Consider the following 25,341-nt stretch of genomic DNA (forward strand, 5'->3'; position numbering starts at 1 on the left):
GGGTCCTCTTTCGGGGAAGCGGTCAGGAGTACCAGGTGGGTTCGGGCAGTTCGCCCTCGAGGACCCAGCGGCCGACCTCGCGCCGCTTGTAGGCGACGGGGTCGTGCAGGGTGTGGGTGCGGACATTGCGCCAGAACCGGTCGAGGCCTTCGGCGGACGCGGTGGAGCGGGCGCCGGTGACCTCGAAGATGCGGTTCGCGATCTCCAGGGCGACGTCCGTGGCGCGGGCCTTGACCGCCGCGACCCGGACTTCGAAGGCTCCGCGGCTCTCCGGGGTGACCGCGTCCGGGTCGTCGTGCAGTGTCTGACCCTCGGCGGCGACCGCGTCGGCGAGTGCCTCCGCCGCCCACAGCTTGGCGGTGAGGTCGCCGTAGGCGTCGATGACGTACGGCTCGTCGACCGCCCGCTCGTGTCCCCCGTGCAGCCAGGACCTCGCCTTGGTGCGGGTGTAGGTGGCCGCCGTCTCCAGGGCGCCGCCCGCGATGCCCAGGTAGAAGTTGACGAAGACCAGTTGGATGGTGGGGACGTTCAGCGTGCTGTACGTGCGCGGCTGGAACTGCTTGTCGACGTAGCCGGCCGCCGACGACCACGGGGTGCGCACGCCGTCGAGGGTGACGCCGCCGCTCTCGGTGAGGCGCTGGCCGATGTTGTCCCAGTCGTCGTGGAAGGTCAGGCCCTCGCTGTCGGACGGCACGATCGCGAAGACGTGCTGGTCGGTGCCCTCCAGGACGCCTTCGAGGACGGTGACGTCGGAGACCTTGCTGCCGGTGGAGAAGGACTTGCGGCCGGTGAAGACGAGGTCGTCGCCGTCCTCGGTGACGGTCACGTCCTTGTCGCGGGGGTTGACGGCCCCGCCGAAGAACCAGCGGCCCCGGCTCGCCTCGGCCTCCACCTGTTCCCACTGCTGGCGGGTGCCGACCAGACGGGCGGCCCAGAACCAGAGGTAGTGGTAGCCGAGCAGCTGGCCGATGGAGCCGTCGGCCCGGGCGACCTCGCGGACGACACGGTAGGCGGTGGGCCAGTCCTGGCCCGCGCCGCCGTGCTCCGTGGGGCCGAGCAGGGTGACGAGGCCGGCGTCCTTGAGGAGCTGGACCTCGGCGTACGGGGTGGCTCCGGCGCGGTCGCGCTCGGCGGCGTCGGTGGCGAGGACGGCGGCGACCTGCGCGGCGCGTGCGATCCAGTCCTGGGCGGTCCGCGGGGCGGGAAGGGTCTGCCAGTCGGTGGGCGTGGCGGTGCTCATGCTCGTTGACCTCTTTCGCGGTGGGGGGGGCGATCAGACGTGAACGGGGACGGACTCGGGCTCCACGTCCGGGAGTTGAGCCTCGAGTTCACGCACGAGCGGCAGCACCCGCTCGCCGAAGTACTCGACCTCCTCGTGGTAGTGCAGGAAGCCGAGGAGGAAGAGGTCGACGCCGAGCTTCTTGTAGGCGACGATGCGCTCCGCGATCTGCTCGGGGGTGCCGATGAGCCCCGTGCGGAAGCCGTCGTTGTACTGGACGAGGTCCTCGAAGGAGGAGTCCTGCCACATGCCCTTCTTGTCGGCCGTGGACTGCCCCGCCTGCTTCACCGCCGCACCGAAGCCCTCGACGGCCTCGGTGTCGGCCCGGGCGACGATCTCGCGGAGCGTGTCGCGCGCCTCGGCCTCCGTGTCGCGGGCGATGAGGAAGCCGTTGAGCCCGAACTTCGGTGCCGTACGGCCGACTTGGGCCGCGGATGCGTGCACGTCCTTGATCTGTTCGACGACTCCGTCGAAGTCCTTGCCGTTGGAGAAGTACCAGTCGGAGACCCGCCCGGCCATGGCGCGGGCGGCGGTGGAGTTGCCGCCCTGGAAGATCTCCGGGTGCGGGCGCTCGGCGGTGTTGAGGGGCTTTGGCTTGAGGGAGAAGTCGCGCAGCCGGTAGAAGTCCCCGGCGAGTTCGGTGTGGTCCTCGGTCCAGACCTGGCGCAGGGCGCGAATGAACTCCTCGGCGCGGCGGTAGCGCTCGTCGTGCTCCAGCCAGGGCTCGCCGAGGGCGGTGAACTCGCCCTTGAACCAGCCGGACACGACGTTCACGGCGAAGCGGCCGTTCGAGAGGTGGTCGGCGGTGGCGCCGAGCTTGGCGAGGACGCCCGGGTGCCACAGGCCGGGGTGGACGGCGGCGATGACCTTCAGGCGTTCGGTGGCGAGGAGGAGGGCGAGGCTGAAGCTGGTCGACTCGTGCTGGTACTCGGCGCCGTAGCTGGCCATGTAACGGACCTGGCTGAGGGCGTAGTCGAAGCCGTTGTTCTCGGCGAGGACGGCGAGTTCGCGGTTGTACTCGTACCCCCAGTCGGTGCGCTGCTCGATCCTGCTGGTGACGAGTCCCCCACTGACGTTGGGGACCCAGTAGGCGAATTTCACGGGCGCTGCGGACATGCGGAACTCCTGTTGCGGAATGTTTTCAGGCACGCCGAATTCACATCGTGCGCAGGCGCGGTGAATTCAGGCGGAGAAAAGGAAAAGCACGGCGGATCTCAGGGAGTTGATCAGGCCGCGGAGCAACAGGAGGCGCTGGAGACGCGCGCGAGGTCGACGTGGCGTCGCCGCGTGAGGTCCAGTCGCATCTTCATGCCGTCGATCGTGGCAGCCGGCGGCGAGGGCCGTCAAGGAGAACCCGACCGGTCTCGCATCCCGGACCATTGAATTTCACGAACGTGTGACAGGGAAACCCTTGAACCGCTCGTGAAATCAGCTGCATTCTGCTGGTCGTGCGAACGGAACAACTGGAATACATCGCGGCCGTGACCCGGCTCGGTTCGCTGCGCCGGGCGGCGGAGGAACTGCGTCTTTCCCAGCCCGCGTTGAGCGAGACGGTGCGCAACCTCGAACGTGAGCTGGGCGTCGACCTCCTGGAACGCAAGCGGTCGGGGGCCACGATGAGCGCGGAGGGCCGGGAACTGCTGCCGCACATCGTCAATGTGCTGGACGCGGTGGACCGGCTGCGGTCGGCAGCGGGCGAACAGCACCGCATCAGCCGCATGGTGCGGGTGGGCACGGTGAACGCGGCGACCGTCCCCCTGCTCATTCCGGTCGTCCGGGAGTTCCGGGCCGCGCATCCGCTCACCCAGGTCGAGGTGGTCGCCGCGCAGCAGACGGAGATCCACCGGGCCCTGTCGGAGGGCGGTTTCGACCTGGGCCTGGTCAACCATCTGGACGGCGACGACGTGCCCGCCGGCGTCGAGTGCACGGAACTGCTGCGCGGGCGGCCGGTGGTGTGCGTGCGCCCCGACAGCCCGCTCGCCTCACTGACCACCGTGACGGTGGACGACCTGCTCGCCCAGCCCGTGATCGCGATGCGTACCGGCTACGTCATGCACCGCTATGTCCACCGGCTGCTGCACGGCCGCGGCCCGTCCTTCTCGTACTCCACCGACGGCGCCGAGATGGGCAAGCTGATGGTCGCCGAGGGCCTCGGAGTGACGGTGCTGCCGGATTTCAGCATCATCGGTGACCCTCTGGAGCGGCAGGGCACCATCACCTACCGGCCGATCGCCGACGACACGACCCGGGTTCTGCTGATGCTGCAGCGCCGCAGGGCGGAGTCCGTGCCGCGGGCCGCGCAGAACCTGTACGAGGTGTTCGTGCGCAGGGCGCGGGAGGTGGGCGGAGCGCCCGGGTGACACAGCGGCCGATCGGCCGTCGCGTCCGGTCAGTCGTCGTCGGCCGGGACCACCACGAGGAACGCGTCCGACTTGAGGTCCATGATCACTTTCGCGGGCCGGCCCTCGGCGCGGCACCGGGCCGCGTACTCCTCCGCCGGCCACGATCCGCGCGGAGCTCCCGCAGGAAACCGCTCCAACACCTTCGCGCCCATAGCGGCAGCACCTCCACCAGCGACTTGCGGTCACGACTTCGTACGGTGCGTCTGCCCGCGATGCGCGCCGACATGTGTGCCGGACCGTAACGACCTGCACGATTCCCCCAAGCGCTGGTCGGCCTCCTTCGTGGGTACCCGGTCGAGGCGAAACGCCCGCATCCGATACGGCGGAATCCGTGGAAGTGATCAAAAGGGGGGCCGACGCAAAGGAACCGGAGCTGATGAACGCTGACCACGACGGACCGGCCCTGCACTGCCTGGTGACCGGGGCGACCGGATACATCGGCGGCAGGCTGGTGCCGGAGCTGCTCGACGAGGGCCACCGCGTGCGCTGCCTGGCCCGCTCTCCCGGCAAGCTGCGCGACCACCCCTGGGCCGGGCAGGTGGAGGTGGTCAAGGGCGACGTCACGGACGCCGACTCCGTGGCCGAGGCCATGCGCGGCATCGACGTCGCCTACTACCTGGTCCACGCGCTGGGTACGGGCGACAGCTTCGAGGAGACCGATCGCAGGGCGGCACGGATCTTCGGCGAGTCCGCCCGCGCCGCGGGGGTGAGGCGCATCGTCTATCTCGGCGGCCTGACGCCCTCGGGCGTGCCGGAGGGCGAGCTGTCCCCGCATCTGCGCTCCCGGGCCGAGGTGGGCCGCATCCTTCTCGCCTCCGGCGTGCCCACTACCGTGCTGCGCGCGGCGACCGTCATCGGCTCGGGCTCGGCCTCGTTCGAGATGCTGCGCTACCTCACCGAACGCCTGCCGGTGATGATCACTCCCAGCTGGGTGCGCACCCGTATCCAGCCCGTGGCGGTGCGGGACGTGCTGCGCTACCTCGTCGGCGGCGCCCGGATGCCGGCCGACGTCAGCCGTGCCTTCGACATCGGCGGACCGGGCGTGCTCACCTACCGCGACATGATGTCGCGGTACGCGACGGTCGCCGGTCTTCCCCGCCGGGTCATCGTCCCCGTCCCCGTGCTCACCCCGGGCCTGTCCAGTCACTGGGTCGGGCTGGTCACCCCCGTTCCCGCGTCGATCGCACGGCCGCTGACGGAGTCGCTGCGCCATGAGGTCATCTGCCGCGAGCACGACATCGCGCGCTACGTGGCCGATTCCGCCGGGTGTCCGATCGGCTTCGACGAGGCGGTACGGCTGGCCCTGCAGCGCATCCGCGAGGCGAAGGTCACCACCCGCTGGTCGTCGGCCTCGGTGCCCGGCGCGCCCAGCGACCCGCTGCCCACCGACCCCGACTGGGCGGGCGGCAGCCTGTACACCGACGAGCGGGAGCTGCCGGTCGACGCCTCGCGCGAGGCACTCTGGCGGGTGATCGAGGGGATCGGCGGGGACAACGGCTGGTACTCCTTCCCGTTGGCCTGGGCGGTGCGCGGCAGGCTGGACCGGCTGGTGGGCGGCGTGGGGCTGCGCCGGGGACGACGTGACGCGGCACGGCTGCGGGCCGGCGACTCGCTGGACTTCTGGCGGGTGGAGGAGATCGAGCCGGGCCGTCTGCTGCGCCTGCGGGCCGAGATGCGGCTGCCTGGCCCGGCCTGGCTGGAGATGTACGCGGAGACCGAGGCCGACGGCCGCACGCGCTACCGCCAGCGGGCCCTGTTCCACCCGCACGGGCTGCTGGGCCACGCCTACTGGTGGAGTGTCTCCCCCTTCCACGCCGTCGTGTTCGGCGGCATGGCCCGCAACATCGCGCTCGCCGCGGCCCGCGCCCCGACCGCGCCGGCAACGGATCCCGCGTCCAGCAGTTGACGGCCGCGGTCGCCGCTCCACCCGGCCGGAAGCACCTCACCGGCCGCCCGTGGCTCCCCCTCCTCCCCCGGAGAAGCACCATGAACGTCTCGGTCGTCCTGTTCACCGCCGACCTGCGTGTGTACGACCATCCGCCGCTGCTGGCGGCGCACGAGGCCGATGAGGTGGTCCCCCTCTTCGTGCGCGACAGGGCCGTCGCGGACTGCGGGTTCGCCGCGCCCAACCGGCTGGCGTTCCTCGCCGACAGCCTGCGCGACCTCGACAACGCTCTGCGGGAGCGGGGCGGCCGCCTGATCGTGCGCTCGGGCGACATCGTCGACGAGGTGTGCAAGGTGGTCGCCGAGACGGACGCCGGCGAGGTGCACATGGCGGGCGATGTCAGCGCCTACGCGCATCTGCGTGAGCGCCGGCTGCGCCGCGCCCTGGAGTCGCAGGGGCGGCGGCTGCACGTCCACGACACGGTGACCACGGCCGTCGCCCCCGGCGAGGTCACTCCGGCCTCCTCGGACCACTTCGCCGTCTTCACGCCCTATTTCCGGCAGTGGTCCAAGGTCCACCAGCGCGACCCGCTCGCCGCGCCGCGCACCGTACGCGTCCCGGACGGCACGGGCTCCGAGACGCTCCCTTCCCGCTCCGGCGTGCCGGGCCTGTCCGAGGGACTGGCGGCCGGTGGCGAGGCGGAGGGCCGCAAGCGCCTGACCGCCTGGCTGCGCGGCGGGATCGGCACGTACGAGGACCGGCACGACGACCTGGCCGGTGACGCCACCTCCCGCCTCTCGTCCCACCTGCACTTCGGCACCCTCTCCCCCGTCGAACTGGTCCACCGGGCACGAAGGGCGGGCGGTCCGGGCGGCGAGGCCTTCGTCCGGCAGATCGCCTGGCGCGACTTCCACCGTCAGGTCCTGGCCGCCCGGCCCGGCGCGGCGAGCTCCGACTACCGCACGAAGCACGACCGTTGGCGCTCCGGGCGCGAGGCTCGCGAGGACGTCGAGGCCTGGCAGGAGGGCCGCACCGGCTACCCCGTCGTCGACGCGGCGATGCGCCAGCTGCGGTACGAGGGCTGGATGCACAACCGGGGCCGCCTGCTGACCGCGAGTTTCCTCACCAAGACCCTGTACGTCGACTGGCGCGTGGGCGCCCGCCACTTCCTGGACCTCCTCGTCGACGGTGACATCGCCAACAACCAGATGAACTGGCAGTGGATGGCGGGCACCGGCACCGACAGCCGCCCCAACCGTGTCCTCAATCCCGTCACCCAGGGCAGGCGCTACGACCCTGACGGGGCCTACGTCCGCCGCTGGGTCCCCGAACTCGCCGGGATCGACGGCCCGGCGGTACACGAGCCGTGGAAGCAGCGGGGCCTCGACCGTGCCGGACTCGACGACTACCCGGACCCGATCGTCGAACTGTCCGAGGGCCTCACCCGGTTCAGGCAGGCCCGCGGCCGCGACTGAGGAGCACCGTCCAACGAGAGCCAACATGTCTCTCACCTCTACACATAAAGAACAAATAAGAGCACAATGCACATAAGCGGCTCTCCCCGCACACCGCGCCAAGACGCGGTCAGGCCAGCCAGTCGAAGGAGACGAGTCATGGCCGATGTCTCACACACCAGAGGGGACATGACGAGCCACCCCGACGTTCCCGAAATGCGGGCGCGGTATGCCCGCATGCTCGGCGGTCGCGATGTGGCGCTCGTGGACGGACCGGTGTTCCTTCTCGGTCTGTACTGCGCCGTTTCGCCATGGATACTCCACTACACGACGAGCCAGCCCGCGCTCGTGACGCACAACCTGATCATCGGCATAGCGATCGGCCTGCTGGCCCTCGGGTTCACCCGGGCTCCCGAGCGCATGTACGGCCTCAGCTGGGCGTTCTGCGCGGTGGGCGTATGGATGATCATCGCGCCCTGGGTGGCCGGTGACGGCCCGGACGCGGGTGTGATCCTGAACAACGTCATCATCGGCGCGCTCGCCCTCGTCCTGGGTTCGCTGTGCGCCGCAACGGCGGCGCGGAGCGCTCCGAGGGCGTAGACGCAAGCCGGGAAGGGACGGCACAAGGGCCGGTCCGCGCCCCGCGCGAACCGGCCCTCCGCCACCACTTCGCCCCCGCGCCACCAGCTCGGCTCTCCAGTGCGGACACGACAGTTGCCGCAGACGGTTCACACGCCCGTCGGTGACGCGCCCGGTTGTACCGGGGCCAGATACTCCTGCGAGATCTCCTTCGGTCCGAACGGCCACACCTTCTCGAAGCGTGCCCACAGCACGAAGGCCACACAGCCCAGGCCCAGCCAGGCCAGCGACCACTCGATGGGATGGCGGCCCGGCGAGTTCCTGTCGGCGTAGCCGTAGATCACGCACCAGCCGACGAAGGCGATGATGCTCGGCACCGGGTAGAGCCACATACGGTACGGCCGGTGGAGTGCCGGCTGCCGCCTGCGCAGTACCGTCAGCGCGATGATCTGGGCCAGTGCCTGGACGATCACCATCACCGTCGTGAGCAACTGGATCAGCGTCGCCAGGTCCGTGTGCCGGCCGATCAGGAAGCCCACGGCCGTGATCACACCCATCGTCGCCAGGCCCAGCATCGGGAAGCGGTGTTGGGGGTGCAGCCTGGCGTAGGGGCGGAAGAAGACCCGCTCGCGGGCCGCGTCGTACGGGACGCGGGAGCCGCCCAGGAGTCCGGTGAAGACCGAGGCGAACGCCGTGATCAGGATGAGCACGGTGACCGTGTCGGCCGCTCCCTTGCCCCACGTCTTCTCCAGCACGGCCGACGCGACGGACGTGGAGGCGATGTCGTCGGCGTCGATCATGCGATGCCAGTCGATCACGCCGAGCGTGCCGATCTGCAGCAGCAGGTAGATCGCCATGATGCCGAGGATGGAGAAGATGATGGAGCGGGGCAGGGTGCGTCCGGGATCCTTGATCTCGGCGCCCATGTAGGCCGTCGTGTTGTAGCCGAGGTAGTCGTAGATGCCGATGGTCAGGCCGCCGGCGAAGCCCAGCCAGAAGTGGTTGCTGCCCAGGTCGAAGGCGTGCGCCGGGTAGGTGAAGGCGAGATGTGCGCTGAAGTCCGTCGCGGCGGCCAGGATGACCAGCAGGACGGATGTGATCATGACCGCCCACATCACGGCGGTGATCCGGGCGATGTGCTCGATGCCGCGCCACAGCAGGATCACGACCAGCGCGATCATGCCGAGGCCGACCAGGTCGCCGGACGTCTTGCCCAGGTCCGGGGCGAGGTATCCGAGGTACTGGACGAAGCCGACCACGCCCGTCGACATGATCAGCGGGATGAACAGCATGGCCGTCCAGACGAAGAGGAACGGCATGAGCCGCCCCGTGCGGTACTGGAAGGCCTGGCGCAGATAGACGTAGCTGCCGCCGGAGCCGGGCATCGCCGCGCCCAGCTCGGCCCAGACCAGCCCGTCGGCGAGCGCGAGGACCGCGCCGGCGATGAAGCCGATCACCGCCTGCGGGCCGCCGAACGCGGCGACCATGAGCGGGATCGTGACGAACGGGCCGATGCCGCACATCTGGCTCATGTTGATGGCGGTGGCCGGGAAGAGGCCGACACGGCGGACGAAACCGCCCGTGGGTGGCGGACTGGACGGACTACCGGACATGGGGTCTCCTGACGCACCGGGCGCTGGGCCTGTCCAAGGCCGGCTGGCCCGGCGAGGCTGACTGGCCGATAAAGTTAAGGAGCCTTACTTGATGCGTCAAGAGGTCCTCCCGGATCAGTGAGAATGGTGGGATGCCCGCCAGTGATGCCATGGACCAGCAGGAACAGCCCTGGAACCGTCGGCGGCTGCGCAGCACCAACGAGCGGCTCCTGCTCGACCGACTGCGCGCCGGCGGCGCCGCGTCACGCGCCCAACTGGCCCGCGAGACCGGCCTGTCCAAACCGACGGTCTCCAGCGTGCTCGCCGCACTGGAGGCGGCCGGACTGGTCCACGAGGTCGGCACCCTCGCCCCCGAGCGCGGCCGCACCGCAGTCCTGTACGCACCGGACCCGGCGGCCGGCCATGTCCTCGGCATCGACATCGGCCGCAGCTGGCTGCGGGTTGCCGTCGCCGACCTGGACGGCGGCGTCGTCGCGCGCTCCGACGTGCGCAACCGGGCCCGCAGCTCGGCCGCGATGGCCGAGCTGGTGGTGGCGACGGCCCGCCAGGTCGTCGCCGGTTCGGGCGTGGCCCCGGACGAGGTGGTGCACGCGGTGGTGGGCACGCCCGGCGTGTACGACGAGAAGCAGCGCCGGGTGCGCTACGCGATGCACCTGCCGGGCTGGGGGCGCGCCGGGCTGTTCGACCGGATGCGCGAGGAGCTGGGCATCCCCCTGGAGGTCCACAACGACGCCAACCTGGCGGCGCTCGGCGAGTACGCGTACGGCGTCGGCACGGGCAGCCGGCTCTTCGCGTACATCCTGATCGGGACCGGCCTCGGGATGGGCGTGGTCAGTGAGGGGCGGCTGTTCACGGGGGCGCACGGGCTGGCCGGGGAGATCGGGTTCCTGCCGTGGCCGGGGCAGCAGAAGCCGGAGCGGCTGGAGGATGCGGTGTCGGGGGTGGCCGTCGTCGAGGCGGCGCGCAGGTTCGGCATGAGCGGGCAGCTCACCGCGAAGGCCGTGTTCGACGCGGCCCGGCAGGGAAACGACGCGGCGGTCAAGGCGGTCCGGCTGGAGGGCGAGCGCATCGCGCACACGGTGGCGGCGGCCGCGGCCGTGCTCGACCCGGATCTCGTGGTCCTCGGCGGCGGCGTGGCCCACAGTGTGGATCTGCTGCTGCACCCGGTGCGCGAGCACCTGCGGGCGCTCACCCCCCTGCGGCCCAGGGTCGTACCCAGCCGGCTCGGCGAGGACGCGGTGCTGCTGGGCGCGGTGGCCACGGCACTCGGGACCGCACGGGACGTCGTGTTCGAGCGCAGGTCGGCGGCGTCCTGACCAACTCGCCCACGAGCCGGGGTGATTGACACCGCACGCTGGGGCGCCCTACCGTGACCGCAATTAGTAAAGTTTCCTAACTTTACGAAGGGCTGGAGACTCCGTGAACGGACACCGTCTCGCCACGGCCGCCGTAGTCCTGGGGCTGCTGGGTTCGCTGGCGACCGGCGCCCGGGCCGGAGCACACGAGCATCGGCAGGGACCGCACGCGCGGCCCACCCTGGTCTCCTCCGCGCCCGGCAGCACGACCCCTCTCGACGGCTACACGGTGCAGTCGACGGCCAAGGTCCCGGACCCGGCGGCCGACGTGTCCTCCCCCGGCTACCCGGCGACCGGCTGGTATCCGGCCGGCCCCCGCTCCACCGTCCTCGCGACCCTGCTGGCGAACGGCGTGTACGCCGACCCGTTCTATTCGACGAACCAGCAGAAGATCCCCAGGGCCGACTTCCAGGTCCCCTGGTGGTACCGCTCCGACTTCAGGGTCGCCGACACCTCCGAGCGCACCTACCTCGACTTCAGCGGTGTGGTCTCGGCAGCCGACGTCTACCTCAACGGCCGGCAGGTCGCCACGGCGAAGGACGTGACCGGCGCCTACACCCGGCACGAGCTGGACGTGACCTCGCTGGTCCGGTCGGGTACGAACACCGTCGCCTTCCGGATCCGGCCCAACGATCCGGGCAAGAACCTCACGATGGGCTGGATCGACTGGCTGCAGCCGCCGCCCGACGAGAACATGGGCATCGTGCGTGACGTCCTCGTCCGGCGCGGCGGCCCGGTCGCGCTGCGCGACGCCCACGTGGTGACCAAGCTGGACGTGCCCTCGCTGGCCTCGGCCGACCTGACGGTCAAGGCGCAGGTCCGCAACGACTCCGGCGCACCGGAGACGACAGCGGTCGCCGGCAGCATCGGCGCCACGACGTTCGGGAAGAGCGTCACACTGGCCGCGCACGAGACGAAGACAGTCACGTTCGCCCCGTCCGACGTCCCCGGCCTCCATCTGGCCTCGCCGAAGGTGTGGTGGCCGGCCGGAATGGGCGGCCAGCCTCTGTACGACCTGAATCTCACCGTCTCGGACTCCGGCACCGTCTCGGACACAGCGCACCAGGCCTTCGGTATCCGCGACGTCCAGGCGCCGCTGAACTCCGATGGTGCGCGCCAGTACCGCATCAACGGCCGCAAGCTGCTGATCAAGGGGGGCGGCTGGTCGCCGGACGAGTACCTGCGCTGGGACCGGACCCATGTCGAGGACCGGCTGAAGTACGCCCTGGACCTCGGCCTGAACACCATCCGCCTCGAAGGTCACCTCGAACCGGACGAGTTCTTCGACCTCGCCGACCGCTACGGCATCCTGACGCTGCCGGGCTGGGAGTGCTGCGACAAGTGGGAGGGCCAGGTCAACGGCGGCGAGCCCGGCGACAAGTGGACCGCCGCCGACTATCGGGTCGCGAGGGCGTCGATGGCCGCAGAGGCCGTCCGGCTGCGCGATCACCCGAGCGTGATCTCCTTCCTCGTCGGCAGCGACTTCGCGCCCGACGCGACGATCGAGAAGAACTACCTCGACGCCCTGAAGGCCGCCGACTGGCCGACCCCCGTCGTTTCCGCCGCGTCCGACAACTCCTCGCCGCAATTGGGGAGTTCGGGCATGAAGATGACGGGCCCGTACGACTGGGTCCCGCCGAACTACTGGTACGCCAAGCGCGAGGGCGGCGCGACCGGCTTCAACTCCGAGACCAGCGCGGGTCCCGACATCCCCACCCTCGACACCCTGCACCGCATGATGACCCCGGCCGAACTCGACACCCTCTGGAAGAATCCGGACGCCAAGCAGTACCACCGCTCACCGTCGTCGACCTTCGGCACCCTGAAGCTCTACGACGACGCCCTCACCGGCCGCTACGGCGCCCCGACGAGCCTGGCCGACTACGTCCGCAAGGCCCAGCTCGCCCAGTACGAGAACGTCCGCGCCCAGTTCGAGGCCTACGAGCGGGGCGCCACCGACTCCTCGAAGCCCGCGACCGGCGTCGTCTACTGGATGTTCAACAGCGGCTGGACCTCGCTGCACTGGCAGCTGATGGATCATCAGCTCGACCAGGGCGGCGCCTACTTCGGGGCGAAGAAGGCGAACGAACCGCTGCACGTCCAGTACTCCTACGACGACCGCTCGGTGGTCGTGGTCAACAACCGGCACGCGGCCGCCACCGAACTCACCGCCCGTGCCACGGTGTTCAACCCCGACGGCACGCAGAAGTACGACAGGACCGTGACCGGCATGCAGGTGAGCGGCGACGGCGCGCACGGCACCGCGCTCACCCTGCCGGCGTCGGTGAGCGGGCTGTCGACGACGTATCTGGTGCGCCTGACCCTGGCCGACGCCTCCGGCAAGGAGGTCAGCCGCAACGTCTACTGGCTGTCCACCGGGCCGGACACCCTCGACTGGGCCCACACCGACTGGTACTACACGCCGACGACGAGCTACGCCGATCTCAGGGGCCTGAGCGGGATGGCGCGGGTGCCGGTGTCGGCGGCGGCGTCGACGGACATGTCGGGCGGGACGGCGACCACGACGGTGACCGTACGCAACACGGGCGGCGGAATGACACCTTCGTTGCTCACCGACGTCCATCTCGTCGACGCGACGGGGAAGCCCGTACTGCCCGTCGAGTGGTCGGACAACCAGGTCAGCCTGTGGCCCGGCGAGACGGCGACCCTCACCGCCACGTACCGGACCGCGGATCTGCACGGGTCGGCACCACGGGTGCGGGTCTCCGGCTGGAACACTCCGGAGCAGACGGTTCCCGCCGGATGACCGCCTGGGGCCCGGTCGGGACCGGGCCCCAGGAGACGTCAGCTGACGTTGAGTGCCGTGTCGTCGATGACGAACGACGTCTGCAGGGTGGAGCCCTCGGTGCCGGTGAACCTGAGCGTGACGGTCTGACCGGCGTAGCTCGCGAGGCTGAAGCTGCGCTGGGTGTAGCCTCCGGCGGCGTTCAGGTTGGAGTAGGTCGCAAGCGTGCCGAGCACGGTCCCCGAACTGTTGAGGACCTGGACCTTGAGCGTGTCGTACGCCGTGCTGGTGGTCGTCTCCGCCGTGTCGATGTGCAGGTAGAAGCTGAGGGCGGCGGTGGTGCAGCCGGACGGGATGGTCACCGACTGGGAGAGCGCGTCGGTGGTGGCGGTTCCGTAGCCGTCCAGCCAGGCGTAGTACGAGCCCGTACGCGCCGACTGGCTGCTGGAGTTGGTGATGACGCCGCTGGAGGCGCTCCAGGTGGTGCTGCCCGACTCGAAGCCGTTGTTGCCGAGCAGCTGGGCGGCGGTGCAGGTGCCGGAACCGCCGCCGCCGTCGCCGCCTCCGCTGCTGCCGTCGCCGGCGAGCCAGGCGGTGGCGTTGAGGGCGAGGGCCGCGTTGGTGGCACCGGTGTCGTTCCAGCCGTCGTAGAGGGTGTTGCCGGACTGGCCGGTGCCGTCGTCGATCGGTGAGCTGTCGCCCCAGAAGGCGACGCGGCCGCTGCCGAAGGTGCTGGTGAGGAAAAAGGCACCCGTGTTGCCCGAGTAACCGCTGCGGTACACCAGGCCCTTGACGGCGGAGTTGTCGGACGGTTTGAGAGTGGCCGTCGTGCCGTCGGCGATCAGGCTCTTGGTGACGGTGCCGAAGGAACCGTGCAGCACGGGGTCGCCGCTGTCACTGATCGCGGCCGGGTAGCCCGACTTGACGTCCAGTGTGTCGATGGAGAAGCCGAACGGGTCGGTCGAGTCGACGCTGTTGTTGGTCATCAGGTCGTTGAGGATCTCGACCGCGTCCTCACCGTCGTTGTTGCGGTCGGCGCCGGTGTGGTCGGAGATCATGAACAGTCCGCCGCCGTTCTTGACGAAGTTCATGATCGCAGTCTTCTCGGCGGCGGTGAAGAGGGTGTTGGGCTCCGGCAGGACGAGGGTGTCGAACTTCGACAGGTCCGTGGTGGACGAGCCGCCGTAAGTGAGGGCGCTCGTGGCGGTCTTGAGGCTGTAGCCGCCGGTCTTCTGGAGGGCGACGCCCCACGACGAGAGCGCGCCGGTCCAGTCCGTCTCGGCGGACGGGGAGGAATCCTGGGAGAGCGGGTCGGGCTTGCCGGTGGAGATGATCCAGTCGGCGTTGCCCGCCTCTTCGGCGTGGCCGTCGTCGAACAGGACGCGATGCGTCGTGGCCGCGTGGGCGGGGGTGGCGGTGACGGTTGCCTGAGCGGCGGCCGCCGCGGTGAGCAGACCGAACGCGGCCAGGGCGGTGGTGAGTCTGTGGCGGGATCTGGTGAGTCCGGGCATCCGACGTACCTCCGTGTGGGGTCGGGGAAGAGCGGGGCGGGGCGGTGCCAGTCGGACCTACGCGCGTAGGCGAAGAGAGCATCTGCGCGCGTAGACATCCGGCCGCACGACTGCCGTGCGGCCGAATCGGTTGAACCGTACATGGCAGGAGGGGGCGTGAACAGGCGTCACCCGGCGCACCGGGACGGAGATTGACCGCGCGTTGACCCCTGGTTTAAGCGGAACGGACTGTCCCCGTCTCCAGGGGGAATCCGGATAGTGCGGGGGCTTTTGACAAAGAGGGGCGGAGATGGAGATCTCAGGCATCATCAGTGCCATCGTGATCGGCATCGTCATCGGTGTGCTGGGCCGGCTCGTCGTCCCGGGACGACAGCGCATCGGCATCCTGCTGACGATCGTCGTCGGCATCGTGGCCGCGCTGATCGGCTCGGCGATCGCCAGCGCGTTCGACGTGTCCGACACCAAGGGCATCGACTGGATCGAGTGGCTCATCCAGATCGGCCTCGCCGCACTCGGCGTGGCCGCGCTGGACCGGTCGAAGGCACGCCGCTGACACGACACGTGTGGCGACACCCACTGTTTCGGGTCCGGGCGGGACGCAACCGCGCCTCGCCCGGCCGCGGTAGGAACTGCTGCGGAGGCACTGCTGCCGTTATGGACCGCGCTGCCGCTCGGACCGCGCTCCGGTCCCGAAGCGCGGTCCGAGCGGCCTCGGCCGGGCGATCACCGGACGGCCGCCAGCGCGGCGAGACCGTCCCGGCTGGACGGGTACCGGGGTGTCCAGCCCAGTTCCCGTTCCGCCTTCGCCGACGAGACGCGCATGTTCGCCCGCATGATCGTGTGCGCGTAGGACATCGGCCTGGTCATCCACAGCGGCACGGTCATCGGCCTGGGCAGGCCGAACTCCTCGGCCACGCACAGGACGTGGGAGCGGAATCCGAGCGGGGTGCGGTCGGCGATGTTGTACGCCTGTCCCGAGCTGCCGTTCTCGACCGCGGCGACCATCGCCCGCGCCGCGTCGGTGAGTTCGACCCACGCGAGGACCCGGCCGTGGTCACCTGGGGCGGGCAGCTGCCGCTTGCGCAGCATGAGCAGGACGGCATCGGTGCCGCCGGGACCGTAGAACAGGCCGAAGCGCAGCGAGATGCCCGCCAACCCCCTTGCCTCGAAGGTGAGTTGCTCCTTGATGCGCATGCCCTCGATGTGCCGTTCCAGCTCCGGGGTGGTGCCGTGCGGGCCGAACTGGTCGTCCTCGGTGATCACATGGTCGCCGAAGTCTCCGTAGCCGTAGCCGAAGACCATCGACTCGCACACGAAGCGGTCGGCGCCGGTGGTCTGCGCGGCCTCCACCAGGTGGGCGGTGCCGGCGACGCGCAGCGCATCGGTGGCGTGCATGTCCCGGTGGCGCATGGGCGCCTTGCGCAGAGCGGTCGCGGCGTGGATGACGGTGTCGAAGTGCTGTCCGTCGACGGCCCGCAGCAGGGCGTCGCGGTCCATGAGGTCGGCCCTGACGCCGTTGGCGGGCCCGCGGCCGAGGCCGGTGACCTTGTGGCCGGCCTCGGTCAGGGCCCGGGTGATGTGGCCGCCGAGGATGCCGCTCGCGCCGGCGAGGAGGATGCTCTGGTTCTTCTGGTTCTTCGGGATCGTCGTCATGACTGTGCGACGGGTTGGGCGGCCAGAGATGTGACATCCCGTCCCGAGGAGCCCGCGTCGGCGCGGTGCGGTGCGGTTCGTGGTCGAGCAGGTGGCCGTCCGGGCTCAGGCGGACGCGGCCGTGGGCGCGCCCGCTCGTGGCCAGTGGTGCGGAGGCGTCGCACCGGGCGGGGGGACCGCGCTCACCCGGGCGCCCGTGCGCGGGGCGACCGGCCATGCACTGGGCGTTCGGCCTGGAGGTGTCCGGTCAGTTCCACGGTGCGGGCCGCGCCGGAGGCACCGGGCGGACGCGTTAGGCCTGGACCGGCCCGGCAGGTCGACACGGCTACGGCACGGGGACGATCCGGCGGGCCGCTAGGTCCTGTCGTCAAATTCCCGTCGTCCGCCCGAAGGGCGGGCCGCGCGGCGTCAGGTGCATGCTTTCGGCGTGCCGGGCGCAGACCCTCGTACTGGTTGTACGTGGGTCTGCGCCCGGTGCGGCGAGAGTGCGTGCATGGCGTCGCGCGGCAGGCGGGAATTTGACGACAGGTCCTAGCTAGGGCACGTACGTGTACGGCGTCGTCGTGGTCAGTGGCGCGAAGCCCATGCGTTCGAGGATGGGGCGGCTCTGGCTGGAGGCATCGACCTGGAGGTAGCGGTAGCCGCGCTCCACTGCGGCGCGGGCCCGGTGTGCGACCAGGGCGCGGTAGACACCCCGGCCGCGCCAGGCCTCCACGGTGCCGCCGCCCCACAGGCCGGCGAAGCGGGTGCCGGGGACGAGCTCCATGCGGGCCGCGCTCACCGGTACGTCGCCGGCGAGGGCGACGGTGGCGACGATCGTGTCCGGCTCACCCGTCAGCCGGGCGAGCAGCTGGTGGCGCATCCGGGAGCCGTCGGCGCCGAAGGCCTGCTCGTGCACGTCCACGAGCAGGTCGACGCCCGCCGCGTCGGTGACGGGCAGCAGGCGGATGCCCTCGGGCGGTTCGGCATCGAGGTCGAGGCGGGCGGCCTCGGCGATCATCAGCGTCTCCCCGGGCTCGGGCTCGAAACCGGCGGCCCTGAGCCGCTGCCCCAGATCCACCGGCAGGTCGTGCCCGTACAGCTTCCACTCGAACTCGAGGCCCAGCCGGGAGAAGTACGCGATCTGCCCGGCGATCACCGCGTCCGCGTCCGCCTCGGCCAGGTCGGACCACACCACCCCGTTCCAGCCGCGCGCCGAGGCAACCCGGCGCACCACACCGCCGACCCGCTCGACGCGCGCGTCGAGCCCGTCGGGCCGGGCGCCTTCACGCATGTCGTGGTCGAAGAGAGCGAGCACCCCGGCATGATCCATGGGCTCACTCCAGCATCCCGGGGCGCGGGGGACAACAGCTTTACCCGCGGCCGCCCGGCTTTACCGCCGCGAGGTACTCGCCGCCGGTTCGCTGACCGGCGGTGTGACCCTGGAGAACCTGGGCCCGGGAGCGCTGCCCTGGATCGCGCTCCCGCTGATCACGGCCGCCCTCGTCACCGTGGCCGTCGCCCGTCGGCATGCCTTTCCGGCAGCGCGGGGGCGTATCTAGGCCGCTGCGGAGATCACAGCAAAGCGGCCTCCAGCGAGCACGGGCGATGTGCGACGCCGCGCACGCCTGGGTGGGCCCCGGGCGCGGATCGTGTACGTCGCCCCGTCGCGGCAACTGTCCTCGTGGCCGGCCGAGTTGGGGGTTCCCGCTGCGCCGGTGCGGGCGCTGACGTTCAACGAGGTCGCGCCGGATCTGGTGGTGGAAGGCCCTGTGCCCGAGCCGGTTCAGGAGGTGCGGGCCTGCGCCTTCACGGCCGGGGCGCCTGAGCATCACCGGGCCGCTGTTCCCGAGATGCAGGGGCAGGCCACGGTGCCTACGATCTATGGGGAACCAGACCAGGTGGACGGCCCGGTCTCCTCCGAGGGAGGAGGCGCTTGCCCTTGTTGTCGGCACATCGGCTGCCCCGGCTGTCCGCGCGTTTTCCGCTGAAGGCGAAGGGCTGAGCCCGCCATGGCGACCCGCAACGACGACGTCGACTGGGACGCCTGGCCGGTCGCGGACTACCTCGCGGAGAACTATCGCGACCTGCACCGGTCCGACGCCGCGGTGATCAGTCACCACTCGGCGTTCTACCGGCGGTTCGTGCCGGGTTCCGTCGGCCGCTCGGTGGAGTTCGGGGCCGGCCCCAATCTGTATCCCCTGATTCTCGCGGCCGCCGCGAGTCGCCGTATCGAGGCCGTCGAGGCGGGGGCGGGCAACATCGCCTACCTGGAGAACCAGATCCTCTGCGGCCCCGACGCCAGCTGGCAGCCGTTCCACGCGCTGTCCCGGCGCCTGAACCCTGATCTGCCGGCCACGCTGGCCGGGGCACTGGCACACGTCAACGTCGTCCACGCCGACGTCAGGGAGCTGGAGCCCGCCGGCTACGAGCTGGCGTCGATGCACTTCGTCGCCGAGGGCGCCACCGAGGACTTCGCGGAGTTCACCGACTTCTGCCGCGCCTTCGTCCGCTGCGTGGTTCCCGGCGGGCACCTGGTGGCCGCCTTCATGGAGAACATGCCCACCTACCGCATCGGGCCCGCGTCCCGCTGGCCGGGCTGCCCGGTGAATCCGGAGATCGTCACCAGGGTGTTCACCCCGATGACCCGCGACCTGTCCGTCACGCGCATCGACAGCGACCCGGCACAGCCGGAGCACGGGGACTCCGGGATGGTGCTGATGACCGCCGTGGCCCGTTAGACGAGCTGGAGGACGTGGCCCCACCCGGGTCGCTGGAGGCCCTGCCGGTCCCCCGCCCGGCAGGGCCTTTCCTCGCTGCGCTGGGTGGGTGCGGTCAGCGTGTCGCCCGTCGCCGCAAGCTCCGGTGGACGGCGGCTCCGCCCAGGACCAGCGCGACGCTCGCCGCGGCGGCGGGGAGTGTCTGGTCGGCGCCGGTGTGGGCGAGGGAGGGCGGGGTCTCCAGCGGCGTGGTGCGCTGTGCGGTCACCTGCTGCGGATGCGCCTTGGCCGGAGCGGACGGCTTCGGCGCCGGCTTGGCGCGGTGGTGAGCGCGGCCGGAGCTGTTCCTGGACTCGTTGCCGACAGCAGCGTTGCCGACGCCGACCACGTTCGCCGTGTTCCCGCTGACGTTCACCGGGACATGCAACGGGAGCTGGACGGTGTTGCCCGAGACCACCCCCGGCGAATCCTTTCCGCTGCCGTCCGCCGCGCTGCCGCCGAAGGTGGCCTTGCCCGCTGCGTGCTTGCCTCGCGCGCTCCTGTTGACACAGCTGTTGCCCACGGCGGGGTTGAGGAGCCCCACCACGTTCACCGTGTTCCCGCACACGTTCACCGGGACATGCACCGGCAGCTGGACGGTGTTGCCCGAGATCACGCCGGGCGAATCGGCACTGAAACCGTTCGCGGCGGAGCCCCCGTCGGCCGCGAAAGCGACGCTCACCGGACCCGCCAGAGCCATCGCGCCCGAAGCCGCGGCGACGGCGATCACACCATTTCGGGTAACCCTTCTCATAGGTTCCCTGCCTTCCAGACATGGTCGCGGGCACGTACCCGCGCCGGAGAAGCGGGCACTGGCCCGCACGGGTTAAAACGCGGGCGAACCATCCGGGTTATGGCTTATCGGTCTTTCACCCCATCGAGCGACACGGTTATCGAACTAGCAGCAAACCTGCCGTATGCGCACGCAGGGTGCGCAGGGTAGGGCACTCCGTGAGGTCCCGCTGGCCCGGAGGCGGGCCCCGCAGCGCCCGCTTATCGTGATCGAGGCGCCGTTCTCCCGGTCCCCGGCGGGCGCCCTGGAGGCATCGATGCTGGCCAAGTTGCCAACGCGGCCCGCTGTCCGACGCTGCGCCGTCAGCGGAGCCGTGGGTCTGGCCCTGGTGGCCGCGGGTCTGCCCGCCGCGGCCTCGGACGGCTCCGGCCCCGATCTGACGCGGTTCTACCGGCAGAAGATCGTCTGGTCCGCGTGCCAGGGCGACGACATGCCCAAGGACCTTCAGTGCGGCAGGATCACGGTCCCGCTCGACTACACCGAGCCGAAGGCCGGCACGCTCGACCTGGCGCTGGCCCGCTACCGGGCAACGGGCAAGAAGCGGGGCTCGGTGCTGCTGAACTTCGGCGGTCCCGGCGGCGCGGGCGTCCCTGAACTCGCCGCGGGCGGCGACGACTTCATGGGCCTCACGAACGGCTACGACGTGGTGACGTTCGACCCGCGCGGGGTCGGCAGGTCCTCCCCGGTCAGCTGCGGAGACGGCGCCGCCGAGGCCTCGGATGCGACCGGCGAGAACGCGGTGGCCGACGATCCGCGGGCCATGCTCGAAGCGTTGCGGACGGCGGCCGCCCAGTGCGCGAAGCACTCGGGTCCGGTACTCCCCCACATCGGCACGGTGAACTCCGCGCGCGACATGGACGTGATGCGCGAGGCGCTCGGTGACAAGAAGCTCAACTACCTCGGTTTCTCCTACGGAACCCGCCTCGGCGCGGTCTACGCGGCCCAGTTCCCCGAGAAGGTCGGCCGGCTGGTGCTCGACGGGGTGGACACGCTGACCGAACCGATGTCCGAACAGGGAGTGGCGGGCGCCGAAGGGCAGCAGACGGCGCTGGAGGACTTCATCACGTGGTGCGCCAAGGACATCGCCTGCCCGTTCGGACAGGATCCGCGCGACGGCCGGGAGCAGGTCGTCCACCTCGTCGACTCCCTCGACGAGGACCCGGTGTCGACGGACTTCGGCCAGAAGTTCTCCGGGCAGGACCTCGTGGGCGCCATCAGCCAGGCGCTCTACAGCAAGGAGCTGTGGCCGTCACTGGAGCGGGCGCTCGGCCAGCTGGTCGAGGACGGTGACACACGCGGAGTGATGGGCTTCGCGAGCGGCGGCGCCGTGCTCCCCGTACGCGGGCGCACCGGCGGCGGGCTGGTCGACGCCAACGACGTCCCGCTAGACAACCTTCCGGCGGCGCTGATGGCGATCAACTGCGCGGACGATCCCGACCGCCCCGCCGCGGACACGATCCTCAAGGACCTCGGCCGGCTGCGCGCCGAGTACGAGCAGGCGTCCCCCGTCTTCGGCCGCTACCGCCTCACCGAGCTGCTGATGTGCTACGGCCGCCCCAAGGGCACCGATTTCATACGCAAGGACGTGCATGACGTCCACACGCCGAAGATGCTCCTCGTCGGCACCCGCGGCGACCCGGCGACGCCGTACCGCTGGACCGTGGAGACGGCGCAGCGGCTCGGCTCCTCGGCCGTGGTGCTCGACAACAAGGGCGAGGGACACACCGGTTACGCGTCGTCCAAGTGCGTACACCTGAAGGTCGACAGCTTCCTGCTGTACGGCAGCCTGCCGCCGACCGGCAGTTCATGCGGGCCCGAGGAGGAGGACGACTGAGTCGCCGCCCGGACGAACCTCAACTCCGGTACCACGGCCCGGTGTTGGCGAGGACGCACATGCTCCGTCAGCCGGCCCGTCATCGTGAGGCGCCCCGCCCGGGCGTCCTTCTCGACCTGCGTCACGAGGCGTCCCGCGTGGGCCGGGACCGCGTTGAACGGCGATGCGGAGAGCGCCACCCGGCAGCCGAGCGACAGAGCAGTGAAATGTCCCGTATGCCTGGCTCAGCTGCCCCTGATGCCCGATCGGCGAAACGGTCCTATGGTGCTTGTTATGGAGCACGACCTGAGTCCCTCAACCTTGTCCGAGCTCCGGCGCCCGCGCGCCTATCCGGCCGTGTCCGTGCTGACGCCGACACATCGCCGGGAGCCCGAAAACGCCCAGGATCCGGTCCGGCTGCGCAATGTGGTGGCCGAGGCCAAGAAACAGCTGGAGTCCGATCCCTCGGTCACCCGGGAACGGCGCCACGACGTGGTTCACCAGCTCGACCAAGCCCTCAGGGAGGTGGATCTGGCGCACGCCGAGGACGGTCTGGCGATCTTCGCCGCTCCGGGCGAGCACCAGGTGTGGTCGCTCGCCCGTACCGTGCCGGAGCGTGTGGTGCTCTCCGACACCTTCCTGACCCGCAACCTCGTCTCCGCGCACGCCGCCGAGCGGCCGTTCTGGGTGCTGTCGGTCTCCTCCGACCGGGCCACCCTGTGGAGCGGCGGCGCGGATCGCGTCGTGGAGGACCGGGCCGGCAGCTTCCCCCTGACCAGGCGCCCCGAGAACTTCGACGCCGAGCGGCAGGAGCAGATCGGCGACTTCCCGAGCACCTACCGCGACGAGGGCACCCGGCACTTCCTGCGGGAGGCCGACGCCTCGATGGGCATGGTCCTGCGCGAGCAGCCGCGGCCCCTCTACGTCACCGGTGAACAGGCGGCCCTGTCGGCGCTGGACGAGGTCGGCAGCGTCACCAAGGAGGCGGTGCACCTGCCCCATGGCGGTCTCGCCCACGGCACTCCCGACGCCGTGTGGCAGGCGGTACGGCCGATGATCGCCGCCGAGGCCCGCAGAAGCAGCGACGCCGTGGCCCGGGAGCTCGAGGCGGCACGTGGCCGCAAGGCGTTCGCGGCCGGTGTCGACGAGGTCTGGCAGAGCGCCCGCGAGGGCCGGGTACGGCTGCTCGCCGTCGAGGAGAACTACCGCATGACGGTGCGCGACGTCCTCGGCGACCACCTCGTCCCGGCCGCCGGCGGTGACCTCGACTCCCGCGAGGACATCGTGGACGAGATCGTCGAGCAGTGCCTGGAGACGGGCGCGGACGTCCGGTTCGTACCGGACGGCATGCTGGGCGACGCCCACGGGATCGCGGGGGTCCTGCGCTACTGACCCTGCCCGGTACGAGTACTGCGCCGAGCGTCAGCCGCTGGTGCTCGGCGCACCCGTCTCCAGGTGCCCGGTGAACCGGCGCGACCAGGAAGCGTCGGAGTCGACGGTGACCGTGAAGTCGTACCAGCCGTCCTGGTACGCCACCGCGTTGAAGGCGTCCTCCGCCCATCCCCCCGCGGCCACGGTGTACGTCCATGGGCCGTCGCCGCGATAGTGGCCGGCGGTGATGGTGAACTGCACCGGCACGGAACCGGAGTTGACCATCCTGAAGTAGATCGCGAGCTTTCCCGTACCCGCTTCGACGGCGTAACGGGTGCTCACCTCGGCCGACTTGCCGGCCTTCGTCGCGTCGCCCCGGAAGCGCCGCAGGAAGCGGTTGGGGCCGACCATGGTGAAGTCGTACCTGCCGTCGCCGTGGCCGGCGCCGATGTTGAAAGAGCCGGTGGCCGTGCCGCCGGGGTCGACGGTGTACTGCCACGGTGTGGTGTCCCGGTAGGCGCCCGGGTGGAGGGAGAAGTGCGCGGCACGCCGGGCGGCGCCGCCCTGGTTGGCCATGGCGAACCGGGCGAGGATCCTGCCGTCCGTCCCGAACTCCAGATGGTCCAGCCAGCCGTTCGGCTGGTACGGCAGCGCGCGGGCGGGGCGGCTGCCGGGTTCCTGGGTGGGCAGGGCGTTGGTCGTGGGGACGGGGTCGGGCAGCGGCCCGCAGGTGTCGTAGCCGATGACGCTCGTCGCGGGCAGCGGCACCGTGCCGTACACGGGGTGGGCGAAGTCGAAGGCGCCGGTCAGGTCACCGCTGACCTTGCGGCGCCAGGCGCTGATGTCGGGGCACGTCGCGGGCTTGCCCAGAGCCGCCGTCCAGGTCTCCAGGAAGCGTAGGACCGAGGTGTGGTCGAAGACCTCCGAGGAGACCCAACCGCCCCGTGTCCAGGGCGAGATGACGATCATCGGGACGCGGAATCCGAAGCCGTACGGCACCCCGTCGAGGAACTCCCCGGCGGTTCCCGCGGGCGGGACCGGGGGCGGGACGTGATCGAAGCAGCCGTCGTTCTCGTCGTAGTTGAGGAACAGGACGGTGGAGTCGGAGACGTCACTGTCGGCGGCGAGGGCCCGGTAGACGAGGTCGACGAAGTGGGCGCCGTCGCCGGGCGGGGCGAAGGGGTGCTCGGAGAAGGCCTGGTTGGCGACCACCCAGGAAACCTGCGGCAGGGTGCCCGCGAGAACGTCGGCCCTGATGGCGGCGGCGATGTCGTCGGGGGTCGAGCCCGTCACCCTGGGAACGGAGGCCATGCCGCGGTCGTGGAGGGGGTTGCCGGGTCCGGCGTTCGCGAAGTTCTTGAAATAGGCGCAGCCGTTGTCGCCGTAGTTGTCCGCCGCGTTCTGGTAGACCTTCCAACTCACCCCGGCGTTCTGCAGCGCCTCGGCGTAGTTCTGCCAGGTCAGGCCGGACTCGTCGCCGCCGTCGTGACTCGAGGAGTCGACCTTGCCGCTCCACAGATAGGTGCGGTTGGGGCCGGTCGCGCTGAGCGCGGAGCAGAAGTAGGCGTCGCAGACGGTGTAGTTGTCGGCGAGCGCGTAGTGGAAGGGGATGTCGGAGCGGTCCAGGTAACCGAGCGAGCGCACGTTCCCCACGCCGGACACCCAGTTGTCCAGGCGGCCCTTGTTCCAGGCGGAGTGCTGGGAGGACCAGGTGTGCGGCAGCTCGGCGTTGCACTGGGCGAGGGTCCCGCCGTCCATGCCGCCCGCGTCAGGGGTGGCGCTGAGCTTCCACGGGTACTGGCGCCCCGAGCCGTTCGGCTGGTTGAAGACCGGGTGGCCACCGGCGAGCGTGATGCCGCTGCGGTCGTCGAAGCCCCTGACGCCCTTCAGGCGCCCGAAGTAGTGGTCGAAGCTGCGGTTCTCCTGCATGAGGATCACCACGTGCCTCACGTCCGAGATCGTGCCGGTCGCCGCACTCTGCGCGGTGACCTCAGTGCCCGTACCGACGCGCGTCGCCGTGCCCGTAGCGACGCCCGTCGCCATGCCCGCCGCGACGGTCGCGCCGAAACCCACGAAGCCCCTTCGGCTGATCGGTGTCATCGGCCCCGTCCTCGTCACCGGAGTGCCCGGGCGGCACACCGCGGCAAGG

The 25,341-nt window shown here is 70.6% G+C and carries 21 protein-coding genes; 11 read left to right on the plus strand and 10 right to left on the minus strand.

All coding sequences use genetic code 11. From position 1 onward, the window contains the following. Positions 1-22: 22 nt before the first annotated feature. The 3 genes from OOK07_RS02530 to OOK07_RS43395 form a co-directional block, all read right to left on the minus strand. Complete coding sequence (locus OOK07_RS02530) at positions 23-1,240, minus strand: acyl-CoA dehydrogenase family protein (protein ID WP_266794838.1); 1,218 nt, start codon at positions 1,238-1,240, stop codon at positions 23-25. A 33-nt stretch (positions 1,241-1,273) separates the two neighbouring features. After that, positions 1,274-2,395: a dimethylsulfone monooxygenase SfnG gene (gene sfnG / locus OOK07_RS02535; RefSeq protein WP_266676439.1), complete on the minus strand. Its 1,122-nt coding sequence runs from the start codon at positions 2,393-2,395 to the stop codon at positions 1,274-1,276. Between the two features lie 110 nt (positions 2,396-2,505). Further along, the gene (locus OOK07_RS43395; RefSeq protein WP_351532065.1) at positions 2,506-2,589 is read right to left on the minus strand and encodes a putative leader peptide; all 84 of its coding nucleotides are present in this window, start codon (positions 2,587-2,589) and stop codon (positions 2,506-2,508) included. A 138-nt stretch (positions 2,590-2,727) separates the two neighbouring features. On the opposite strand from OOK07_RS43395, the gene OOK07_RS02540 reads away from it, so the two are divergent. Then, a complete protein-coding gene (locus tag OOK07_RS02540) occupies positions 2,728-3,639 on the plus strand; it encodes a LysR family transcriptional regulator (protein WP_266676441.1) in 912 nt (303 codons plus the stop codon). 29 nt (positions 3,640-3,668) lie between these two features. Here OOK07_RS02540 and OOK07_RS02545 read toward each other — a convergent pair whose 3' ends face one another. After that, positions 3,669-3,833, minus strand: coding sequence for a DUF8839 family protein (locus OOK07_RS02545; protein WP_266676443.1), 165 nt, complete (start codon positions 3,831-3,833; stop codon positions 3,669-3,671). A 224-nt stretch (positions 3,834-4,057) separates the two neighbouring features. Here OOK07_RS02545 and OOK07_RS02550 point away from each other — a divergent pair, with 224 nt between their 5' ends. The 3 genes from OOK07_RS02550 (at position 4,058) to OOK07_RS02560 (ending at position 7,620) form a co-directional block, all read left to right on the plus strand. Further along, positions 4,058-5,587 carry an SDR family oxidoreductase gene (locus OOK07_RS02550; protein ID WP_266794839.1) on the plus strand — a complete coding sequence of 510 codons (1,530 nt, stop codon included), beginning with the start codon at positions 4,058-4,060 and terminating at the stop codon, positions 5,585-5,587. 80 nt (positions 5,588-5,667) lie between these two features. Next, entirely contained in the window at positions 5,668-7,041 is a 1,374-nt protein-coding gene (locus OOK07_RS02555; protein WP_266794840.1) for a cryptochrome/photolyase family protein, read from the plus strand. 138 nt (positions 7,042-7,179) lie between these two features. Further along, positions 7,180-7,620, plus strand: a complete 441-nt coding sequence (locus OOK07_RS02560; RefSeq protein ID WP_266794841.1) for an SPW repeat protein — start codon at positions 7,180-7,182, stop codon at positions 7,618-7,620. 128 nt (positions 7,621-7,748) lie between these two features. Here the strand turns inward: OOK07_RS02560 and OOK07_RS02565 are convergent, their stop codons facing one another. Then, entirely contained in the window at positions 7,749-9,212 is a 1,464-nt protein-coding gene (locus OOK07_RS02565) for an APC family permease (RefSeq protein WP_266794842.1), read from the minus strand. A gap of 131 nt (positions 9,213-9,343) precedes the next feature. Here OOK07_RS02565 and OOK07_RS02570 point away from each other — a divergent pair, with 131 nt between their 5' ends. Both OOK07_RS02570 and OOK07_RS02575 read left to right on the plus strand, forming a co-directional pair. Further along, positions 9,344-10,528 carry an ROK family transcriptional regulator gene (locus tag OOK07_RS02570; RefSeq protein ID WP_266794843.1) on the plus strand — a complete coding sequence of 395 codons (1,185 nt, stop codon included), beginning with the start codon at positions 9,344-9,346 and terminating at the stop codon, positions 10,526-10,528. Positions 10,529-10,631: 103 nt separating this feature from the next. Further along, positions 10,632-13,334: a glycoside hydrolase family 2 protein gene (locus tag OOK07_RS02575; protein WP_266794844.1), complete on the plus strand. Its 2,703-nt coding sequence runs from the start codon at positions 10,632-10,634 to the stop codon at positions 13,332-13,334. A 38-nt stretch (positions 13,335-13,372) separates the two neighbouring features. On the opposite strand, the gene OOK07_RS02580 is transcribed toward OOK07_RS02575, so the two are convergent. Next, complete coding sequence (locus OOK07_RS02580) at positions 13,373-14,824, minus strand: M6 family metallopeptidase (RefSeq protein ID WP_266794845.1); 1,452 nt, start codon at positions 14,822-14,824, stop codon at positions 13,373-13,375. A gap of 289 nt (positions 14,825-15,113) precedes the next feature. Between OOK07_RS02580 and OOK07_RS02585 the strand changes: the two genes are divergently transcribed. Further along, positions 15,114-15,377: a GlsB/YeaQ/YmgE family stress response membrane protein gene (locus OOK07_RS02585; protein ID WP_266676458.1), complete on the plus strand. Its 264-nt coding sequence runs from the start codon at positions 15,114-15,116 to the stop codon at positions 15,375-15,377. Between the two features lie 170 nt (positions 15,378-15,547). Here the strand turns inward: OOK07_RS02585 and OOK07_RS02590 are convergent, their stop codons facing one another. After that, positions 15,548-16,477 carry an NAD-dependent epimerase/dehydratase family protein gene (locus OOK07_RS02590; RefSeq protein WP_266794846.1) on the minus strand — a complete coding sequence of 310 codons (930 nt, stop codon included), beginning with the start codon at positions 16,475-16,477 and terminating at the stop codon, positions 15,548-15,550. A gap of 535 nt (positions 16,478-17,012) precedes the next feature. After that, positions 17,013-17,789, minus strand: coding sequence for a GNAT family N-acetyltransferase (locus OOK07_RS02595; protein ID WP_266794847.1), 777 nt, complete (start codon positions 17,787-17,789; stop codon positions 17,013-17,015). On the opposite strand from OOK07_RS02595, the gene OOK07_RS02600 reads away from it, so the two are divergent. Further along, the gene (locus tag OOK07_RS02600; RefSeq protein WP_266794848.1) at positions 17,788-18,018 is read left to right on the plus strand and encodes a hypothetical protein; all 231 of its coding nucleotides are present in this window, start codon (positions 17,788-17,790) and stop codon (positions 18,016-18,018) included. The genes OOK07_RS02595 and OOK07_RS02600 overlap by 2 nt on opposite strands. 450 nt (positions 18,019-18,468) lie before the next feature. Next, positions 18,469-19,197: a class I SAM-dependent methyltransferase gene (locus OOK07_RS02610; protein WP_266676466.1), complete on the plus strand. Its 729-nt coding sequence runs from the start codon at positions 18,469-18,471 to the stop codon at positions 19,195-19,197. A 94-nt stretch (positions 19,198-19,291) separates the two neighbouring features. Here OOK07_RS02610 and OOK07_RS43205 read toward each other — a convergent pair whose 3' ends face one another. Beyond that, positions 19,292-19,969: a chaplin gene (locus OOK07_RS43205; protein WP_323182913.1), complete on the minus strand. Its 678-nt coding sequence runs from the start codon at positions 19,967-19,969 to the stop codon at positions 19,292-19,294. A 295-nt stretch (positions 19,970-20,264) separates the two neighbouring features. Here OOK07_RS43205 and OOK07_RS02625 point away from each other — a divergent pair, with 295 nt between their 5' ends. Beyond that, positions 20,265-21,842, plus strand: a complete 1,578-nt coding sequence (locus tag OOK07_RS02625; protein WP_266794849.1) for an alpha/beta hydrolase — start codon at positions 20,265-20,267, stop codon at positions 21,840-21,842. A gap of 273 nt (positions 21,843-22,115) precedes the next feature. Further along, positions 22,116-23,213: a baeRF3 domain-containing protein gene (locus tag OOK07_RS02630; RefSeq protein ID WP_266794850.1), complete on the plus strand. Its 1,098-nt coding sequence runs from the start codon at positions 22,116-22,118 to the stop codon at positions 23,211-23,213. A 30-nt stretch (positions 23,214-23,243) separates the two neighbouring features. Here OOK07_RS02630 and OOK07_RS02635 read toward each other — a convergent pair whose 3' ends face one another. Then, on the minus strand, positions 23,244-25,292 hold the full coding sequence (locus OOK07_RS02635) for a phosphocholine-specific phospholipase C (RefSeq protein WP_266794851.1): 2,049 nt from the start codon (positions 25,290-25,292) through the stop codon (positions 23,244-23,246). Positions 25,293-25,341: the final 49 nt, after the last annotated feature.

It is taken from the genome of Streptomyces sp. NBC_00078, from assembly GCF_026343335.1.
Classification (GTDB): domain Bacteria; phylum Actinomycetota; class Actinomycetes; order Streptomycetales; family Streptomycetaceae; genus Streptomyces.

Excerpts from the sequence above, each read along its gene's own strand:
- OOK07_RS02590 (WP_266794846.1), bottom strand. The coding sequence starts at position 16,477 with ATGACGACGATCCCGAAGAACCAGAAGAACCAGAGCATCCTCCTCGCC.
- OOK07_RS02570 (WP_266794843.1), top strand. The coding sequence starts at position 9,344 with ATGCCCGCCAGTGATGCCATGGACCAGCAGGAACAGCCCTGGAACCGT.
- OOK07_RS43205 (WP_323182913.1), bottom strand. The coding sequence starts at position 19,969 with ATGAGAAGGGTTACCCGAAATGGTGTGATCGCCGTCGCCGCGGCTTCG.
- OOK07_RS02565 (WP_266794842.1), bottom strand. The coding sequence starts at position 9,212 with ATGTCCGGTAGTCCGTCCAGTCCGCCACCCACGGGCGGTTTCGTCCGC.
- OOK07_RS02555 (WP_266794840.1), top strand. The coding sequence starts at position 5,668 with ATGAACGTCTCGGTCGTCCTGTTCACCGCCGACCTGCGTGTGTACGAC.
- OOK07_RS02545 (WP_266676443.1), bottom strand. The coding sequence starts at position 3,833 with ATGGGCGCGAAGGTGTTGGAGCGGTTTCCTGCGGGAGCTCCGCGCGGA.
- OOK07_RS02635 (WP_266794851.1), bottom strand. The coding sequence starts at position 25,292 with ATGACACCGATCAGCCGAAGGGGCTTCGTGGGTTTCGGCGCGACCGTC.
- OOK07_RS02630 (WP_266794850.1), top strand. The coding sequence starts at position 22,116 with ATGGAGCACGACCTGAGTCCCTCAACCTTGTCCGAGCTCCGGCGCCCG.
- sfnG (WP_266676439.1), bottom strand. The coding sequence starts at position 2,395 with ATGTCCGCAGCGCCCGTGAAATTCGCCTACTGGGTCCCCAACGTCAGT.
- OOK07_RS43395 (WP_351532065.1), bottom strand. The coding sequence starts at position 2,589 with ATGAAGATGCGACTGGACCTCACGCGGCGACGCCACGTCGACCTCGCG.
- OOK07_RS02625 (WP_266794849.1), top strand. The coding sequence starts at position 20,265 with ATGCTGGCCAAGTTGCCAACGCGGCCCGCTGTCCGACGCTGCGCCGTC.
- OOK07_RS02550 (WP_266794839.1), top strand. The coding sequence starts at position 4,058 with ATGAACGCTGACCACGACGGACCGGCCCTGCACTGCCTGGTGACCGGG.
- OOK07_RS02610 (WP_266676466.1), top strand. The coding sequence starts at position 18,469 with ATGGCGACCCGCAACGACGACGTCGACTGGGACGCCTGGCCGGTCGCG.
- OOK07_RS02600 (WP_266794848.1), top strand. The coding sequence starts at position 17,788 with ATGGGCTCACTCCAGCATCCCGGGGCGCGGGGGACAACAGCTTTACCC.
- OOK07_RS02560 (WP_266794841.1), top strand. The coding sequence starts at position 7,180 with ATGGCCGATGTCTCACACACCAGAGGGGACATGACGAGCCACCCCGAC.
- OOK07_RS02585 (WP_266676458.1), top strand. The coding sequence starts at position 15,114 with ATGGAGATCTCAGGCATCATCAGTGCCATCGTGATCGGCATCGTCATC.
- OOK07_RS02530 (WP_266794838.1), bottom strand. The coding sequence starts at position 1,240 with ATGAGCACCGCCACGCCCACCGACTGGCAGACCCTTCCCGCCCCGCGG.
- OOK07_RS02595 (WP_266794847.1), bottom strand. The coding sequence starts at position 17,789 with ATGGATCATGCCGGGGTGCTCGCTCTCTTCGACCACGACATGCGTGAA.
- OOK07_RS02580 (WP_266794845.1), bottom strand. The coding sequence starts at position 14,824 with ATGCCCGGACTCACCAGATCCCGCCACAGACTCACCACCGCCCTGGCC.